Origin of the sequence: Larkinella punicea, from assembly GCF_003334855.1 — a bacterium.
Lineage (GTDB): Bacteria > Bacteroidota > Bacteroidia > Cytophagales > Spirosomataceae > Larkinella > Larkinella punicea.
On record NZ_QOWE01000005.1, the window covers coordinates 261,805 to 278,610 of the forward strand.

Below are 16,806 nucleotides of genomic sequence, written 5' to 3' on the forward strand. Positions count from 1 at the left end.
GCTTTAATGTTTAACTTGGCCGCTATTTAAACCAAAAGCAATTCAATAATGGGCCTGAAAAGCTTGATTCCCAACTCGATAAAAACCGCACTAAAGAATGTCATTCCGGTTTCCGTCATCGATCAACTGGAGATTATTACCGGCGAACGGGATGCTCTCACTCCTCCGTCCAGGATGATTTTTATCGGTGACGGCGATTTCAGGAAAGTAGGGAAACTCACGATTGACCGGATGAAAGAAATCGGTAACCTTAAGTCAACCGACCGCGTTCTGGACGTCGGCAGCGGCATTGGCCGGCTGGCCATTCCCCTGACCGAATACTTGAAAACGCCCGGTGGATATGACGGCATCGAGATCGTCAAAGACGGCGTAGACTGGTGTAACAAGGAAGTACACAAACGCTTCCCGAACTTCAACTTTCACCACCTGAACGTCTACAACAAGATGTATAACCCGAACGGAACCATGCAGGGCCACGAGCTGCGGTTTCCGTTTGATTCTACAACCTTCGATTATGTCATTCTGAATTCGGTGTTCACCCACATGCTCGAACCGGATTTTGAGCGGTATCTGGCCGAAATCTCGCGGACGTTGAAGAAGGGCGCGCGGGGCTACATCACCATGTTTTTGCTGAACGAGGAATCACGCCGGTTGAATGCCGAAGGAAAAAATAAGTACGATCGACACCTGACGCCTTTTACGGACAACACGATGGTGTATTTGCAGGATCTGCCCGAAAGTATGATTGCGTTCGATGAGACCTACGCCCGGAAAGCGTTTGAAAAAGCGGGGTTGACCATTCGCGATATTAAGTTTGGCAACTGGTGTGGTCGACTCAATACCGTTGATTACCAGGATTTGATCTTTGTGACTAAAAAATAGCGTTTTTGTCGTTGCACTGCGGTTTCCGGGTGCAACGACAAAAACATTTAAAAGTTTTTCTTCCTAATTCGTCTCCATCCACTAATTTTGTGGGATTTTTGACCATACCGAAACAGATTGGCTTCGGAAGCAACTAAACGGTTCGCCCTGTGTCTGCGTTCCGGTCGCTGTGCCAACCTGTTTTCGCTTCGGGCCAGTACGTTTCAGGGGGTCAGGAATAGTGATTGTGTGTTAAGGATTGACACACATTTTTCATCGGTTTGCCGTGGCAACGGTCGCCAGATTCATTATTCATTCGTCTCACTGTAATGCCCAAAGACTCCTCCATCCGTTCGATTCTCATTATCGGCTCCGGCCCTATTGTCATCGGTCAGGCCTGCGAATTCGACTATGCCGGTTCACAGGCCGCCCGTTCGCTGCGCGAAGAAGGCATCGAGGTATCGCTGATTAACTCGAATCCGGCCACGATCATGACCGATCCGATCAATGCCGATTACGTCTATCTGAAACCGCTTGAGAAAAAATCCATCGTCGAAATTCTCAAAAAGCATCAGGAAGAAGGTCATCCCATCGATGCGGTTTTACCAACGATGGGTGGCCAAACGGCTTTAAACCTGGCCATTGACTGCGATAAAGCCGGTGTCTGGAAAAAATACGGCGTCCGCATCATCGGTGTGGATATCAGAGCCATCGAGACCACCGAAGACCGCGAGAAATTCCGGCTGAAAATGATCGAGTTGGGGGTTGGCGTTTGCAAAGGACGCACAGCCCGTTCGTTTCTCGAAGGAAAAGAAATTGCCCAGGAAATTGGTTTTCCGCTCGTTATCCGGCCTTCCTATACCCTCGGCGGAACCGGGGGCGGTTTTGTCGACCTGCCGGAAGACTTCGATCAGGCGCTCAACAACGGACTACACGCGTCGCCGGTGCATGAAGTACTGGTTGAACAAAGCGTGATGGGCTGGAAAGAATATGAGCTGGAACTCCTCCGCGACGGGGCCGGGAATTTCATCATCATCTGCTCCATCGAGAACTTCGACCCAATGGGGATTCACACCGGCGACAGCATCACGGTGGCTCCGGCGATGACCCTGCCCGATACGCTCTACCAGCAAATGCGCGATCTGGCCATTAAAATGATGGACGGCATCGGGAAATTTGCCGGCGGCTGTAACGTTCAGTTTTCGGTCAATCCGGCCGACGATTCCATCATTGCCATCGAAATCAACCCGCGTGTCAGCCGGTCTTCGGCCCTGGCGTCGAAAGCAACCGGGTATCCGATTGCGAAAATCGCGGCCAAAATGGCGATTGGCTACAATCTGGATGAACTGATCAACCCGATCACCGGCTCGACCTCGGCGTTCTTCGAACCCGCCATCGACTACGTGATTGTAAAAGTCCCGCGCTGGAATTTCGACAAATTTCCGGGTGCCGACCGCTCGCTGGGTCTGCAAATGAAATCGGTGGGTGAAGCCATGGGCATTGGCCGCAATTTTCAGGAAGCCTTGCAGAAAGCCTGCCAGTCGCTCGAAATCCGGCGCAACGGCCTGGGTGCCGATGGCCGGGAACTGACCGACCAGGCTGCCCTCACCCACAGTCTGGCGCACCCAAGCTGGAACCGACTGTTCCACATTTACGACGCCTTCAAAATTGGTATGTCGTTCAAAACCATCCAGAATCTGACCAAAATCGACAAGTGGTTTTTGTATCAGATTGAGGAACTGGTGGAACTGGAAAGAGAAATCGGAAAGTATGATCTGGACGATATACCGGCCGCTTTGATTCTGAAAGCCAAACAGAAAGGCTATGCCGACCGCCAGTTGGCCCATTTGCTGGGGGTCAAGGAAAGCAAGATTTACGATTTCCGTCAGGAGCACAACATCCGGCGCGTTTTCAAATGCGTAGACACCTGCGCGGCTGAGTTCGAAGCCCGGACGCCCTATTACTACTCGACGTTCAACAGCCCGCAATTGCCCAGTGCCGGTGGCGATTTTCCCGAAAAAGGCGCTCTACCCGTTGGTTTGCTAGCCGGAAATGAGTCGATCACAAGCGACCGCAAGAAAGTGGTGATTCTTGGATCAGGCCCGAACCGCATCGGGCAGGGCATCGAGTTCGATTACTCGTGCGTACACGGCGTTCTGGCCGCCAAGGAGTGTGGTTATGAGACGATCATGATCAACTGCAATCCCGAAACCGTCTCGACCGACCCCGACATTGCCGACAAGCTGTACTTTGAGCCGGTTTTCTGGGAGCACGTTCATGCCATCATCATGCACGAAAATCCGGTGGGGGTCATTGTGCAGTTGGGCGGACAAACGGCCTTGAAAATGGCCGAAAAACTGACGCGCTACGGCATTAAAATCATCGGTACGGATTACGAATCACTGGATTTGGCGGAAGATCGCGGACGCTTCTCTGCACTGCTGCGGGATTACAACATTCCGTACCCGAAATTCGGAACGGTGCGCGGTTCCGACGAAGCCGTTGAGCTGTCGCGCGAACTGGGTTTCCCGCTTCTGGTGCGGCCCAGCTACGTTCTCGGGGGGCAGAGCATGAAGATTGTGCTCAACGAACAGGAACTGGAGCAACACGTCGTCAAGATTCTGCACGACATTCCCGACAACAACATCCTGCTCGATCACTTCCTGGAAAACGCCATTGAAGCCGAAGCCGACGCCATCTGCGACGGTGAAGACGTCTACATCATCGGGGTGATGGAACACATCGAACCGGCCGGGATTCACTCGGGCGACTCCTACGCCGTGTTGCCGACTTTCGACCTGAGTGACGCCGTCATCCAGCAGATTGAAGCCCACACCCGGACGATTGCCAAAGCGTTGAAAACCGTCGGCCTGATCAACATTCAGTTTGCGGTAAAAGACGAGATGGTGTACATCATCGAAGCCAACCCCCGGGCATCGCGGACGGTGCCGTTCATCTGCAAAGCCTACCAGGAACCGTATGTCAACTACGCGACGAAGGTGATGCTGGGCGAGAAAAAAGTGAAGGATTTTGACTTCAAACCGGTCAAAAAAGGCTATGCCATCAAAATACCGGTCTTCTCGTTCAACAAATTCCCGAATGTGAACAAGGAACTCGGCCCGGAAATGAAGTCGACCGGTGAAGGGATTTACTTCATCGACGATCTGGAAGACGAATTTTTCCAGAAAGTCTACTCCGAGCGTAATTTGTATTTGAGCCGGTAGTCGAATACTAATTACAAAACAGTTGAGTCAGCCCGTTCGGTGTAACTCAACTGTTTTTTTGTTTTTTACGTTATGAAGTCGGATATTTATTAAAAAGAGAATTATGACAGTCCTGACTTTATCTCTTGAAGAAAATGCATTCAATGACTTGCAGAAAAAGTCAAAGCAACTCAACATATCCTCCGAAAAGTTAATTCAGAAGATTGTAGCCGACTATTTGTATCTGGAAAAAGTGAATCAGATTCGCCAGGAAATGAAAGGTGTTGCCCAAGAAGCAGGCTTCCAATCGGAAGATGATATTTTCAGAGAGATTTCCTGAGTTTAACAAATAATTGCTTAATTTTACACCAATCGGCTAAGGGGTAGTCGGTTTCCATTTCTAATTTAACTTTACCATGGAAACTCGCCCAAGCCTACTGGCTTCGACAGTCATTGTATTCGACACCAACGTCTTTATCTCTACCTTTGTCTTTCCCGGTTTCTCTGCCAAAGTCCACGATTTTTGCGCGGTAAATTTTCAACTATTCACTTCCGAATGGATTCTCAACGAGTTAGATGAGAAATTAGGCCTTCCCAAATTCCGCTGTTCTATCGAACGCCGTTCTGCCATTAATGAAATAATACGGATACGCCATCAAGTGGTTTTTCCTGACTCCGAGTTACCTACAGTTTGCCGTGATGCCGACGATAACCACATCCTGCAAGTAGCTCAATTTGTTGATGCGGATTTTATTATCACCGGCGATCGTGATCTGCTGGACCTGATTACCTTTGAGAAGACCCAGATTTTGTCACCACGCGAGTTTTATAATCGATATATTCAACAGTAGAGCAACTGTTTAATCCGCTTTTGCGTTATATCTTTATCTCATAACCCGAACACCCGGTCGTTCAGCATGATTTTTAAATTCTTATTCGTTCTTCTGCTCCTTATCGCCTTTGTACCGCCGGTAAGACGGTTTTTCTTTTGGCTGCTGGTCGGCCGCCAACTTGCCAAAGAACAGCGTAAAGCCAATGAGCGTTTCAATCAGGGCGGTCGCGAAGGCGAAACCCGCGTTTATACCACGACGCCCGGTGCCACCGACTCCAAGCTGAAAGGTGGTGAATATGTGGATTACGACGAAGTGAAGTAAATCTCACTGACTCACCTCACGCTCCTTCTGGTACTTCACGGCCATTCCCCGCATGGAATACCCATTGACGGTTGCCGAACTGTAGTATTGGTACCGAACGGCAATCAACGCGTCGGCTCCCAGTTTTTTAGCCTGCATCGTTAAGCGCGCCAGCAGCAGTTCTTTCTGCTCGATGTTGTTGCCCCGTTTCACCATGCGCCCCTTAATCGGCTCCTGCTGCTGTTGGGTCAGCGGCACTTCTTCCTTGTATTCCAGCCATTCCATTTCCGTAAACGGCCGGTCGGGCTGCTGGTTCTCGTAGAACACATCTACCGGATAATTGGGCGACATCAAGATCGGAATCGCCGGCCGAAAACACCCCGCCAGACTGACCATCAGGAAAATCAACCCCACAAAACCGTATCGGCCAACCTTCGCTATTTGATATTCGATATTCATTATTCGATATTCATTAACACTTTTTCCACCACTTCCGGATAATACCGGTGCTCTAAAACCTGCACTTTTTGGGCCACATCCTCCGGCGTATCAAACGGTTCGAGTGCGCAGGAAGCCTGAAAAAGAATGGCTCCCTCATCGTAGTGCTCATTCACATAATGAATCGTGATGCCCGATTTGAGTTCGCCCGCTTCGACTACGGCTTCGTGTACAAAATGACCGTACATACCTTTGCCACCAAATTTCGGTAACAAAGCCGGGTGAATGTTGATCATCCGTTGAGGAAACGCTTTAACCAGTGTTTCCGGTATAAGCCACATGAAACCCGCCAGCACAATCAGATCAATCTCCTGTTTGTGAAGGAGTTCTACAATGCGATTGGTTTCGTAAAACGTCTTTCGGTCGAACACCAAAACCGGAACATGGAGTTTCTGGTCGGGGCCAAACCCCCGGCGCGCGCGCTCGATGATCCCGGCTTTCGGGTTGTTGGACAGGATCAATGTGACCTCAATGTCGGGATGATCGGTCAAATACCCGGCAATTTTCTCCGCGTTGGTTCCGGAGCCGGAGGCAAAAATGGCAATTCGCTTCATGGATTGATCAAAATGGAACGCAATAACGCTACAAACCTACGTATCTTTCGAAAAAAATTGATGATATTAGCCGTATGCTTCAATCGCATCAACTGACCTTTTCGTACGCACCGACCAAACGATTCGCCTTTCCGGACATCCGCTGCAACGACAGCGAAGCGGTTTTGATTCTGGGAAAATCCGGTACGGGCAAAACCACGCTGCTGCATTTGCTGGCGTTGCTCCTTCGGCCGGAGAACGGCTCGGTGACCATCGACCAAACCGATCTGACCCAATTGCCCCCGGCCAAAACCGCCACCTTCCGGGCCGCTCATGTGGGCATCATCTACCAAAAACCGCATTTTGTCAGTGCGCTTTCTGTGATGGACAACCTCCTGCTGGCCAATTATTTAGCTAAAAACCCACAGGACAAAAACCGGGCCCGTGAACTGGCCGCGCATCTGGGCTTTGCCGAACACCTGAACAAGAAAACCCACCAGATGAGTCAGGGCGAGCAACAACGGGTGAGCATTGCACGGGCCGTCATGAACAAACCGGGGGTGATTCTGGCCGATGAACCTACCTCCAGCCTCGACGACGTCAACTGCGCCCGGGTGGTGGCGTTGCTGCGCGAACAATCCGAGCAAATTGGAGCCAGTCTGATTGTGGTGACGCACGACCAGCGGTTGAAAGACGAATTTTCGAATCAGGTGATTTTATAGACCGGTATGAATCTTTTTAAAATAAGCTGGGCCAATCTGAAAGACAAACCGCTCAGCAGTTTCCTGAGTGGCTTGCTGATGACGCTGGGCATCACGATCATTTCGCTGTTGCTGCTGTTGAACAAGCAGTTGGACGAGCAGTTTTCCCGCAACGTCAAAGGCATCGACATGGTGTTGGGCGCGAAAGGCAGCCCGCTGCAACTGATTCTGTCGAGCATTTACCAGATCGATTCGCCCACGGGTAACATTCCGCTGGAAGATGCCGAACGGCTGACCCGCAACCCGATGATCAAAACCGCCATTCCGCTGTCGATGGGTGATAGTTATAAGACATTCCGGATCGTCGGGACCAACAAAAAATACGTCGATCACTTTGAAGCCACCGTCGATCAGGGCGCGCTCTTTCAGAAAGACCTGGAAGTGACCATTGGTGCCCGCGTGGCCGAAACGACTGGTCTGAAACTGGGTGATACGTTCTCCGGTTCGCACGGGCTGGACGGCAATGGCGAAGAACACGGCGAGACGAAATACAAGGTCGTCGGTATTTTCAACCCCAGCAACAGCGTCATCGACCAACTGATTCTCACGCCCTTATCGAGCGTCTGGGCGATTCACGAGCACCACGAAGAACACGAAGGTGAGGAGCATGAGGGTGAAACACACGCCGACGAAGACCATGACCACGAAGCCGAAGCACCCCGCGAAATTACCAGTATGTTGGTGAAGTTCCGGAATCCAATGGGCATGATGGTGGCCCGTGGCATCAACGACAACTCCAAATTGCTGGCGGCTCTGCCTGCCATCGAAATCAACCGCCTGTTCGATTTACTGGGTATTGGCGTCGATACGTTGCGCGGACTGGCGGTAGCCATCATGCTCATCGCCGGCATCAGCGTATTTGTGTCGCTCTACAATTCGCTGAAAGAACGCAAGTACGAAATGGCCCTGATGCTGTCGATGGGCGCTGGACGAACGCAGCTCTTCGGCATGTTGCTGCTGGAAGGACTAACGCTTTCCTTAATCGGTTTCATCTTAGGACTGGTTTTCAGCCGCATCGGTTTGCTCCTGTTCTCGATGCGCGCCGAACGCAATTTCCATTACAGCCTGAACAACCTGAGCATCCTGCCCGAAGAATGGCTGGTGCTGGGCGTCGCCGTCCTGATCGGCATTATTGCCGCAGCACTCCCGGCTTTGGGCGTTTACCGGATGAATATTTCCCAGACGCTGGCGGAGGAATAGGGAGTTATGAGTTATGAGTTATGAGTTATGAGTTATGAGTTATGAGTTATGAGTTATGAGTTGAAACTCAGACCAAACTCTATTATACTGGTTTTCAATAACTTAAATTCATATTTTTTAACTTTTAATTCTTAACTCATAACTCTAGGACTTACGTCTGATAGTTCATTGCACTTCCGCTCTTGCCCCTAAATCCCCTAAAGGGGACTTTCAGCATCCGGATTAGGCTGCGTCCAAGTCCCCTTTAGGGGATTTAGGGGCAAAGAGCGGAAGTCCTAAATTCATAACTCTTAATTCATTTTTTAACTCCCAAAAACCGCTTTCACTTCCTTTAAATCCTGCCGGTGGGCCGTCAGAGCGTCCATCGTGTTCGGCGACTGTTTTTCGATGCATTGCTCCAGTACCAGATGTGGGCGAACGCCAATGGCTTTTAGTTCTTTGGCCAATCGCGGGTAATCAATATCTCCATCGCCAAACGTTTCTGCCCAAACGCCGTTTTTCGACTGGCGGAGGTGCAGTTCCGTGATGCGTTTTCCGTAGAGTTTCACAATGTCGAACAAAGCGATCTGCGAATTGCCCGAACCCCGGTAAATCCAGTGGACATCCAGACAAAGCGACACATTTTTGGGATTGGTTCCCAGCATCATGTGGTGAAATTCGCGGGCAGCGTTGCGCATTTCAACGTCGTGCGTATGGTACGACAGCGTCATGCCCCGCTTCCGGAGTTCAGCCCCGAGCCGGTCCAGGTTGGCGGCCTGTGTGGCCAGATCCGCATCGGTTTTGTCCTCCCCACTCCCCCACTTGATGGGGCTGGGATTGGTCACCACCAGCCGCACCCCCAGCGGACGGGCCGCGTCGGCAATGGCCGTCACCGTCGCCAGCGTTTTATCCGCTTCGTCAGCCTTGTGCAGCGTGCTGTTGACATACAGGGAATGCATTTCCAGCTTGTGTTTTTTCAGCAAGGGTGCCAGTTTCTGGATTTCATCCGCCGACGTAATCGATGGCTCGTACCCGACAATTCCCGACTTCGCAAAATCGGCCAGCGACGCATCCAAATCCGCCGACCAGTTGCGGCCCTGCCGTTGATAAAACGTGTGCCAGGTATACTGGTTGCAGGCAATCTGCGGTCGCTCGGCGGCAGCGGTTTTTGCTTCGGCCACAGCGGTTTTGGTCACCGGAAGCAACGCGGCCAAACCGGCCAGCGACTGTAAAAAAGTACGACGATCTGTGTTCATGGGTTTAGGGGTTCACCGCTGTCAGGGTCTTCGACCGCTGACAGGGTTTATAAGGAATATTGCGTTTTCACCCCGTCAGCGGTCGAAGACCCTGACAGCGGTGAAAAAGTTACCGCAAATTATCTAAATTTAACGCTTCGCTCCATCTTTCAAACTTTGTTTACCTGTTTTTCATGAAACACCGTTTTCTCCCGACTGGGCTGGCGGGCGTTCTGAGTTGCTTTGCGGTCTTCTTTCAGGCCGTTGCGCAAACGCCACCCGCCGGATCATATTCCTCTTCTGCTCTACTTTCAACCCGATTAAAAACCCTGACCAGCCGCTACGGCGCATTGACCAACCTCCAGTCCATCGGCAAATCACGCGAAGGAAAAGACGTGTGGCTGCTGACGGTGGGTCGCGGAGCGGCAGCCCAAAAACCGGCTATTGCGATTGTGGCCGGTGTGCAGGGTGCCCATCTGGCCGGAACGGAACTGGCCGTTCAACTCGCCGAAAAACTGCTGGCGGCTTCCGGTCAGGATAGCGTGGCCCGGTTGCTCGACAGCAAGACGTTTTATATTTTCCCCAGCGTCAACCCCGATGCGCAGGAACAATTTGTGGCCAAACCACGCTTCGAACGAACCGGCAACGGTGCCGATACCGACGACGACCGCGACGGTCGGCTGAACGAAGACCTTTTTGAAGACCTGAACAAAGACGGTTTGATCACGCAAATCCGCGTAGAAGATCCGACCGGCACGTTTATTTCCAGCAAAGACGACCCGCGCGTGCTGGTTAAAGCCGATCCGGCAAAGTCTGAAACCGGGCGTTATTTGGTGATTTCGGAAGGAACAGACAACGATAAAGACGGCGCTTTCAACGAAGACGGCGCGGGTGGCGTGGCACTGGACAAGAATTTCACCTTCGATTATCCGTTCTTCACGCCGGGTTCGGGCGAAATGCCGGTGTCGGAACCAGAAAACCGGGCCTTGCTCGACTTCCTGTACAAAGCCCCCAACGTCTACGCGGTTTTCACCTTCGGGCCATACAACAACCTTTCGGAAGCGCCGAAATTCGACCGAACCAAAACCGCCCGGCGAATCATTACCGGTATTCTGGAAAAAGACGCCCCCGTCGGCGATCAGGTTTCAAAACTCTACAACAGCCAGACGGCGCTGAAAGATGCGCCACCGATGCCACCCACCAAAGGCAATTTTGCCCAAACCGCCTATTACCACTACGGTCGGTTCAGTTTCTCGACACCGGGCTGGTGGACACCCAAATCCCCCGCTTCGGCAGATACCACGAAGGGAAAAGCCGCTGCAAAACCGTCGGACAACGACGACGTGAAGTTTCTGAAATGGGCCGATGCCAACAATGTGCGCGAGGTGTTCGTCAACTGGCAACCCATCGAGCATCCTGATTTTCCGGGCCGGAAAGCGGAGGTGGGCGGTATGGCTCCGTTTGCCAAACTAAATCCGCCAGTTTCGTTTCTGAACGAGATTGCCGACAAACACCTGAAATTCATGACGGCTTTTGTCCGCCAAATGCCGGTGATCGATGTCGTGAACCTGCGGACGGAATCGCTTTCGGGCGGACTGACGCGGGTCACGGCGCAGGTCATCAACCGGGGTTTGCTGCCGACGGGTTCCGAAATCGGCGACCGGGTGCGGTTTGTCCCGAAAATGAAAGTTGAGCTGCGAACCGGCAACGGCCAAGCTGTGGTGTCGGGCCGGAAGCGGATTCTGCGCAGTCCGATGGCGGCTGGCGAGTCGATGGAAGTCACGTTCCTCGTCTCCGGCACGGGCCGCGCCACGCTCGAAGCCGGCAACGCCATGACCGGCCTTAAATCAATCGACATCACCCTTAAATAAACCTCCGCTTACCTCTGCATTCTCCGCTCAACTCCGCGAAATAGTTTTTAAAGTGTTTCGCGGAGTTGAGCGGAGAATGCAGAGGTAAGCGGAGAAAAAAATATGAAAAAGATATTCTTCCTATTTTTAGCAACGCTACCCTTCTTTGTTTTTGCGCAACAGAAACCGGCGCAGAATGACGATTTAACCGGGTTGCGGGCCGTGGGTTCGCCCGCCAATCCGAAAGTGCCGATGCGCTGGAATCATTACAACGACTACGCCGGGATTATGAAGTTTTGCCAGGATATGGCCAAGGCTCACCCGAACCTGGTGAAGCTCGAATCGATGGGCAAAACGTTTCAGGGCCGCGATTTGTGGGTGCTGGTGGTCAGTGATTTCAAAACCGGCAACGCCGATCGCAAACCCGGTTTTTACATCGATGGCAACATTCACTCCAACGAGTTGCAGGGATCAGAAATTGCAATGTATACGGCCTGGTATCTGGCTGAGAATTTTGGCACCATCGAGTTTACGACCCAGTTGCTGAAAGACAAAGTGTTTTACATCGCGCCCAGCATCAACCTCGACGCGCGGGAGGATTTCATCAAAAATCCCAACAACCCCAATTCACCCCGCTCGGGGCTGATGCCGTTCGACGACGATGGGGATGGGGAGATCGATGAAGACAAATACGACGACCTCGACGGCGACGGCAACATTGTGCTGATGCGCCGGAAAACGCCACTGGGCCGCATGAAACAGGACCCCAACGACCCGACGCGCATGATCCCGGCCAAAGCCGACGAACCGGGCGAATACGAACTGCTGGGCTACGAAGGCATCGACAACGACGGCGACGGACAGGTGAACGAAGATGTGGCCGGACGCTACGATCCCAACCGCGACTGGGGCTGGGGTTGGCAACCGGATTATATTCAGGGCGGGGCGCTTTTTTATCCCGGTACCTTGCCCGAAACGCAGGCCATCAAGAAATACATCATCGGTCACCCGAACATCGCTGGTGCTCAGAGCTATCACAACTACGGCGGGATGATGCTGCGCGGACCGGGTGCCGAAGAAGATCAGCAGTATTACAATCCGAGCGATATTGCGGTGTATGACGTCATCGGTCGTACGGGCGAGAAAATCATTCCCGGTTACAATTACTATGTGATTTACAAGGACTTGTATACGGTTTATGGTGGCGAAATCGACTGGCTGGCGTTGGGCCGGGGCGTTTTCACGTTCTCGAACGAGCTGATGTCGTCGTATCTGCTGTTCCGGCAAAAACCGGGAGAAAGCAACCGGTTTCAGAACGACGAGTTCAATCAGTTTGGGAAATACCTACTGTTCGATGACGCGTATGTGGCCTGGAAACCGTTCAAACACCCGCAGTATGGCGACATCGAAATTGGCGGTCCCAAGAAAAATTACATCCGCAACCACCCCGGTTTTATGCTGGAAGAAGACGCCCACCGGAACATGTCGTTCACACTTTTTCACGCCCACCAGACGCCGAAGCTGGACGTTCAGGCCATCACTACGAAACCGCTCGGCAACGGCCTGACGGAAGTGACAGCTACGATTGTGAACCAGCGCGTGATTCCTACGCATTCCTCGCACGACATCCGTTTTAAGATTGAACGACCCGATTACATCACGCTCAAAGGAGCCACACCACTGGCGGCCATGATTGTCGAAAATGCCGATCTGAATATCACAAAAGAGCAGAAAACCAATCCCGCAACGATCGAGGTGCCGAACATTCCGGGCATGGGGTACGTGAAAGTCCGCTGGATCGTGAAAGGCAGTGGTGGCAAATACACGGTTTCGGTCGACAGCCGGAAGGGTGGCGTGGTAGAGAAGACGCTGTAACGCTCAACGAACGCCGACAAACCCAGTTTCGACTACAACAACCATAGATTCGACTACATCTATTTTTTGGGGGCTGCTGACCTTTGCAGAAACAAAAAAATAGAAAAATGAAAATCATATTAACTGGTTCGTTAGGGCACATCAGCAAACCTCTGACGCAGGAATTGGTAGAAAAAGGACATGCGGTTACCGTCATCAGCAGCAAGCCCGACAAGCAATCCGCCATCGAAGCCCTGGGAGCTATTGCCGCCATTGGCTCCCTGCAAGACGCTGATTTTCTGACGGAAACGTTCACCGGTGCCGATGCAGTGTATACGATGGTGCCACCAGCCAATTATTTCGATCATACCCTCGACCTACTGGCTCATTATCACCGCATCGGCACCAACTATGCACAGGCCATCGGCCAGTCGGGCGTAAAGCAGGTGGTGAATCTCAGTACGATTGGTGCCCATTTAGCAGCCGGTGAGGGTTCGGGTATTTTACTTGGTGCATACACTGTAGAGCAGATCCTGAACACGCTACCCACGGACGTGGCCATCACCCACATGCGCCCCACTTCGTTTTACTACAATTTGTATGGCTACTCCGGGATGATCGAAGCGGAGGGCATCATTGCCGCCAACTACGGGGCCGACGGCACGATCCCCTGGGTCTCGCCAGTCGATATTGCGGCTGCAATTGCTAACGAACTCGAAAAACCGCTTGTTGGCCGAACCGTGCGGTATGTAGCCAGTGAAGAATTGACGGGTAACGAGACTGCTGCCATTTTAGGGGCTGCTCTCGAAATGCCTGATTTGAAATGGGTTCTGATTTCGGATGAACAAACGCAGCAGGGGTTGGTCGCCATCGGGATGAATCCGACCATTGCGGCCGGGCTGGTTGAAATGTATGCCAGTCTGTATACGGGTGTTCTGGCCGAAAACTATTACCGCCATAAACCGGCGGTGATGGGCAACGTAAAACTGAAGGATTTTGCAAAAGAATTTGCGGCTGCCTTTCACCAAAAACAAGTATCTTGACGTATGGCTACCACGCAACCACGCCGGTTTAAAACGATTGGTGAATTTCACCAGTATAGGGAACTGCCCAAGCCTGAGCATCCATTAATCAGCGTAATCAATTTAGAATTAACCAGGCAGTTGCCTGCCAACGAAACCGGTATAGTGAAGGATTTTTATTCCATTGCCTTGAAAAGGAACTTCAATGCCCGGATGAAATACGGGCAGCAGGAATTTGACTTTGATGAAGGGGTCATGTTCTTTATGGCCCCGGGCCAGGTTCTGAAAATTGAGATGGAGAAGGATACTATTCTGCAACAGACGGGGTGGATGTTACTGGTTCACCCCGACTTTTTATGGAATACGCCCCTAGCCAAAACCATCAAACACTACGAATATTTCGACTATTCCGTCAACGAAGCCCTCTTTCTGTCCGAGAAAGAAGAAGCTATTATGGCCGGGATTGTCGAAAGCATTCAACACGAATACCACGCAAACATCGACAAGTTCAGCCAGGATATCATCATCGCCCAACTCGATTTGTTGCTCAAGTATGCAGACCGGTTTTATCAGCGTCAGTTCATCACCCGAAAAATAGCCAATCACAAAATCCTGGATCGTCTGGAGAAGCTGATTGCCGACTATTTCAACAGCGATGATCTGATGAAACAGGGATTGCCAACGGTTCAATACGTTGCCGAAAACCTACATCTATCTCCCACGTATTTAAGTGGTCTGCTCAAATTGGTAACCGGACAAACCACCCAGCAACACATCCACGACAAGTTGATCGAAAGAGCCAAAGAAAAATTATCGGCCACTGATTTATCCATTAGCGAAATTGCCTACGAATTAGGGTTCGAACATCCGCAGTCGTTCAGTAAATTATTCAAGACCAAAACCCGCCTTTCTCCGCTGGAATTTCGACATTCTTTCAATTAAGCAACCGATATTGGCTTTGTACGGACGGATGTAAGAAAATAATCCCCTTCGTTCCGTTTACTCAATACTATGCCTCCCGCTCGCGAAGTTTACTTACCTTTCGAACGATCTGAAAGGGAGCGATCATCTTGAATCGTGCTGAAGATCAGACCACTAAGCTAACTGCAAATCGACTTATTGCCAGTAGTCCAACCAGCGATCAATTCACACGTTTAAATCCAGGAAAGATGAATCCAAACAAAGCGTTATGGGAAAAAGGGGACTTCACCCAAATTGCCGCCACCATGCGGGAAAGCGGTGAGCAATTGGTTGCCAACCTGAACATCACCAGAGACCTTCACGTGCTCGACCTCGGTTGTGGCGACGGTACCACGGCCATCCCGGAAGCCAAACTCGGTGCTACGGTTTTAGGCGTTGACATCGCCCGGAATCTGGTTGAAGCCGGCAACCGTCGGGCCAAAGCGGAAGGGCTGACCAACTGCACGTTTCAGGAAGGGGATGCGACCGATTTGCAGGAACTGGAAGACCAAAGCTTTGATCTCGTTGTCAGCATCTTTGGTGCCATGTTCGCTCCAAAACCCTTTGAGGTCGCCAAAGAAATGGTTAGGATGACCCGTCCGGGTGGCCGGATCATCATGGGAAACTGGATACCGGGCGATCCTACGCTGGTTGCCCAAATACTAAGGATCAGCTCGGCCTATACGCCCCCACCGCCGGAAGGATTCATCAGTCCCATGTTGTGGGGTGTCGAGAGCCACGTTACCGAGCGTTTTGAGAAAGCCGGTGTGTCCAAAGACAACATAACCTTTCTGAAAGATACGTTTACCTTCAATGCCCCGTATTCCCCTTCCGAATTCGTTCAGGCGTTCAAAAACTATTACGGCCCGACCATGAATGCGTTTGAAGCCGCCGAAAAAAATGGGAAAGCATTGGAGCTACAGCGGGAATTGGAAGACCTGTTTGCCAGTCAGAACAAAAGCATCGATCCGAATCTCACCTCGGTAGATGCCATGTTCCTGCGGGTTACAGTTATTCGGTAAACGTACACTTTCTACTGCATGTAGACGCCAATCCGTTCTTCGTCACTCAGCACCACCAGCACGTGTTCGGTCAGGGTGGTTGAGAGTTTGTAGCCAATGTAATCGGCAGCAACGGGGTAGCGTTTGTGATCACGGTCGACAATCACCGCGACTTTCAGCTTGGTCACAGGCACATTCAAAAACGGTTGCAGGGCAAACGCCAGGGTTCGGCCCGAGTTCAGAACATCATCGATCACAATGACCGATTTGCCGGTAAAAACCGACATCTCGCCATCCAGATGAACCGGCGGTTGTTCCAGCGTCGTTTTGTCAAGCGTAATTTTCATCACCATGACCTCCAGCGGGGAAATCTGCCGCAATACCTCCGCCAGCCGCTCGGCCAGCACATGCCCTTCGCCCGACACGCCGGCCAGAATCACTTCGGATTCTTCAAAGTTGTTCTCGTAAATCTCAAAGGCAATCCGGCGTATTTTTTGCTCTACTTGTACGCGGGTCAGAATCTGGGTGGTCTCGGAAGTCATAACCGATCAGGGAAGTCGATGGTAAAAAATGAAAATTACCCGAAAACGCCGAATGCTCAAAATAAACGAAGCCTTTTCGTACTTTTGCAAACTGTTCAGACAAGAGAGTTGAGACAAGAGACAAAAGACCTGAGGTCTCTTCTCTTTATTCTCTTGTCTCAACTCTCTTGTCTA

The 16,806-nt window shown here is 51.5% G+C and carries 16 protein-coding genes; 12 read left to right on the forward strand and 4 right to left on the reverse strand.

All coding sequences use genetic code 11. The annotated features are described in order from the left end of the window. The first annotated feature begins 48 nt into the window (after window positions 1-48). From DUE52_RS08010 to DUE52_RS08030, 5 genes are all read left to right on the forward strand, one after another. Complete coding sequence (locus DUE52_RS08010) at window positions 49-882, forward strand: class I SAM-dependent methyltransferase (RefSeq protein WP_114405465.1); 834 nt, start codon at window positions 49-51, stop codon at window positions 880-882. Between the two features lie 308 nt (window positions 883-1,190). Continuing rightward, complete coding sequence (gene carB, locus DUE52_RS08015) at window positions 1,191-4,085, forward strand: carbamoyl-phosphate synthase large subunit (RefSeq protein ID WP_114405466.1); 2,895 nt, start codon at window positions 1,191-1,193, stop codon at window positions 4,083-4,085. A 103-nt stretch (window positions 4,086-4,188) separates the two neighbouring features. Continuing rightward, on the forward strand, window positions 4,189-4,404 hold the full coding sequence (locus tag DUE52_RS08020; protein WP_114405467.1) for a hypothetical protein: 216 nt from the start codon (window positions 4,189-4,191) through the stop codon (window positions 4,402-4,404). A 76-nt stretch (window positions 4,405-4,480) separates the two neighbouring features. Further along, window positions 4,481-4,915, forward strand: a complete 435-nt coding sequence (locus DUE52_RS08025; RefSeq protein ID WP_114405468.1) for a putative toxin-antitoxin system toxin component, PIN family — start codon at window positions 4,481-4,483, stop codon at window positions 4,913-4,915. A 66-nt stretch (window positions 4,916-4,981) separates the two neighbouring features. Continuing rightward, entirely contained in the window at window positions 4,982-5,218 is a 237-nt protein-coding gene (locus DUE52_RS08030) for a DUF4834 domain-containing protein (RefSeq protein WP_114405469.1), read from the forward strand. Window positions 5,219-5,221: 3 nt separating this feature from the next. Here the strand turns inward: DUE52_RS08030 and DUE52_RS08035 are convergent, their stop codons facing one another. Then, window positions 5,222-5,656: a YbjQ family protein gene (locus DUE52_RS08035; RefSeq protein ID WP_229312101.1), complete on the reverse strand. Its 435-nt coding sequence runs from the start codon at window positions 5,654-5,656 to the stop codon at window positions 5,222-5,224. Next, window positions 5,656-6,249, reverse strand: coding sequence for a phosphoribosylglycinamide formyltransferase (gene purN / locus DUE52_RS08040; protein ID WP_114405470.1), 594 nt, complete (start codon window positions 6,247-6,249; stop codon window positions 5,656-5,658). The genes DUE52_RS08035 and purN overlap by 1 nt, the downstream gene beginning before the upstream one ends. A 74-nt stretch (window positions 6,250-6,323) precedes the next feature. Here purN and DUE52_RS08045 point away from each other — a divergent pair, with 74 nt between their 5' ends. Next, window positions 6,324-6,950, forward strand: a complete 627-nt coding sequence (locus DUE52_RS08045; RefSeq protein ID WP_114405471.1) for an ABC transporter ATP-binding protein — start codon at window positions 6,324-6,326, stop codon at window positions 6,948-6,950. 6 nt (window positions 6,951-6,956) lie between these two features. Then, window positions 6,957-8,189, forward strand: a complete 1,233-nt coding sequence (locus DUE52_RS08050) for an ABC transporter permease (protein WP_114405472.1) — start codon at window positions 6,957-6,959, stop codon at window positions 8,187-8,189. Window positions 8,190-8,491: 302 nt separating this feature from the next. Here the strand turns inward: DUE52_RS08050 and DUE52_RS08055 are convergent, their stop codons facing one another. Further along, entirely contained in the window at window positions 8,492-9,424 is a 933-nt protein-coding gene (locus DUE52_RS08055) for a sugar phosphate isomerase/epimerase family protein (RefSeq protein WP_114405473.1), read from the reverse strand. 173 nt (window positions 9,425-9,597) lie between these two features. Between DUE52_RS08055 and DUE52_RS08060 the strand changes: the two genes are divergently transcribed. The 5 genes from DUE52_RS08060 to DUE52_RS08080 all read left to right on the forward strand — a co-directional run bounded on the left by DUE52_RS08060 (window position 9,598) and on the right by DUE52_RS08080 (window position 16,111). Continuing rightward, entirely contained in the window at window positions 9,598-11,274 is a 1,677-nt protein-coding gene (locus DUE52_RS08060) for a M14 family metallopeptidase (protein WP_114405474.1), read from the forward strand. Window positions 11,275-11,376: 102 nt separating this feature from the next. Further along, window positions 11,377-13,128 (forward strand): M14 family metallopeptidase, encoded by a 1,752-nt coding sequence (locus DUE52_RS08065; RefSeq protein ID WP_114405475.1) that lies wholly within the window; start codon window positions 11,377-11,379, stop codon window positions 13,126-13,128. A 107-nt stretch (window positions 13,129-13,235) separates the two neighbouring features. Then, window positions 13,236-14,150 carry an NAD(P)H-binding protein gene (locus DUE52_RS08070; protein WP_114405476.1) on the forward strand — a complete coding sequence of 305 codons (915 nt, stop codon included), beginning with the start codon at window positions 13,236-13,238 and terminating at the stop codon, window positions 14,148-14,150. A 3-nt stretch (window positions 14,151-14,153) separates the two neighbouring features. Then, window positions 14,154-15,071, forward strand: a complete 918-nt coding sequence (locus DUE52_RS08075) for a helix-turn-helix domain-containing protein (RefSeq protein ID WP_114405477.1) — start codon at window positions 14,154-14,156, stop codon at window positions 15,069-15,071. Window positions 15,072-15,298: 227 nt separating this feature from the next. Then, window positions 15,299-16,111: a class I SAM-dependent methyltransferase gene (locus DUE52_RS08080; RefSeq protein WP_114405478.1), complete on the forward strand. Its 813-nt coding sequence runs from the start codon at window positions 15,299-15,301 to the stop codon at window positions 16,109-16,111. Window positions 16,112-16,122: 11 nt separating this feature from the next. Here DUE52_RS08080 and DUE52_RS08085 read toward each other — a convergent pair whose 3' ends face one another. Continuing rightward, window positions 16,123-16,632 (reverse strand): phosphoribosyltransferase family protein, encoded by a 510-nt coding sequence (locus DUE52_RS08085; RefSeq protein WP_114405479.1) that lies wholly within the window; start codon window positions 16,630-16,632, stop codon window positions 16,123-16,125. Window positions 16,633-16,806 lie beyond the last annotated feature (174 nt).

What these genes read in the sequence shown, in the direction of transcription:
- DUE52_RS08020 (WP_114405467.1), top strand. Translation starts at nt 4,189, where the DNA reads ATGACAGTCCTGACTTTATCTCTTGAAGAAAATGCATTCAATGACTTG.
- DUE52_RS08080 (WP_114405478.1), top strand. Translation starts at nt 15,299, where the DNA reads ATGAATCCAAACAAAGCGTTATGGGAAAAAGGGGACTTCACCCAAATT.
- DUE52_RS08035 (WP_229312101.1), bottom strand. Translation starts at nt 5,656, where the DNA reads ATGAATATCGAATATCAAATAGCGAAGGTTGGCCGATACGGTTTTGTG.
- carB (WP_114405466.1), top strand. Translation starts at nt 1,191, where the DNA reads ATGCCCAAAGACTCCTCCATCCGTTCGATTCTCATTATCGGCTCCGGC.
- DUE52_RS08050 (WP_114405472.1), top strand. Translation starts at nt 6,957, where the DNA reads ATGAATCTTTTTAAAATAAGCTGGGCCAATCTGAAAGACAAACCGCTC.
- DUE52_RS08045 (WP_114405471.1), top strand. Translation starts at nt 6,324, where the DNA reads ATGCTTCAATCGCATCAACTGACCTTTTCGTACGCACCGACCAAACGA.
- purN (WP_114405470.1), bottom strand. Translation starts at nt 6,249, where the DNA reads ATGAAGCGAATTGCCATTTTTGCCTCCGGCTCCGGAACCAACGCGGAG.
- DUE52_RS08065 (WP_114405475.1), top strand. Translation starts at nt 11,377, where the DNA reads ATGAAAAAGATATTCTTCCTATTTTTAGCAACGCTACCCTTCTTTGTT.
- DUE52_RS08055 (WP_114405473.1), bottom strand. Translation starts at nt 9,424, where the DNA reads ATGAACACAGATCGTCGTACTTTTTTACAGTCGCTGGCCGGTTTGGCC.
- DUE52_RS08070 (WP_114405476.1), top strand. Translation starts at nt 13,236, where the DNA reads ATGAAAATCATATTAACTGGTTCGTTAGGGCACATCAGCAAACCTCTG.
- DUE52_RS08085 (WP_114405479.1), bottom strand. Translation starts at nt 16,632, where the DNA reads ATGACTTCCGAGACCACCCAGATTCTGACCCGCGTACAAGTAGAGCAA.
- DUE52_RS08010 (WP_114405465.1), top strand. Translation starts at nt 49, where the DNA reads ATGGGCCTGAAAAGCTTGATTCCCAACTCGATAAAAACCGCACTAAAG.
- DUE52_RS08060 (WP_114405474.1), top strand. Translation starts at nt 9,598, where the DNA reads ATGAAACACCGTTTTCTCCCGACTGGGCTGGCGGGCGTTCTGAGTTGC.
- DUE52_RS08075 (WP_114405477.1), top strand. Translation starts at nt 14,154, where the DNA reads ATGGCTACCACGCAACCACGCCGGTTTAAAACGATTGGTGAATTTCAC.
- DUE52_RS08025 (WP_114405468.1), top strand. Translation starts at nt 4,481, where the DNA reads ATGGAAACTCGCCCAAGCCTACTGGCTTCGACAGTCATTGTATTCGAC.
- DUE52_RS08030 (WP_114405469.1), top strand. Translation starts at nt 4,982, where the DNA reads ATGATTTTTAAATTCTTATTCGTTCTTCTGCTCCTTATCGCCTTTGTA.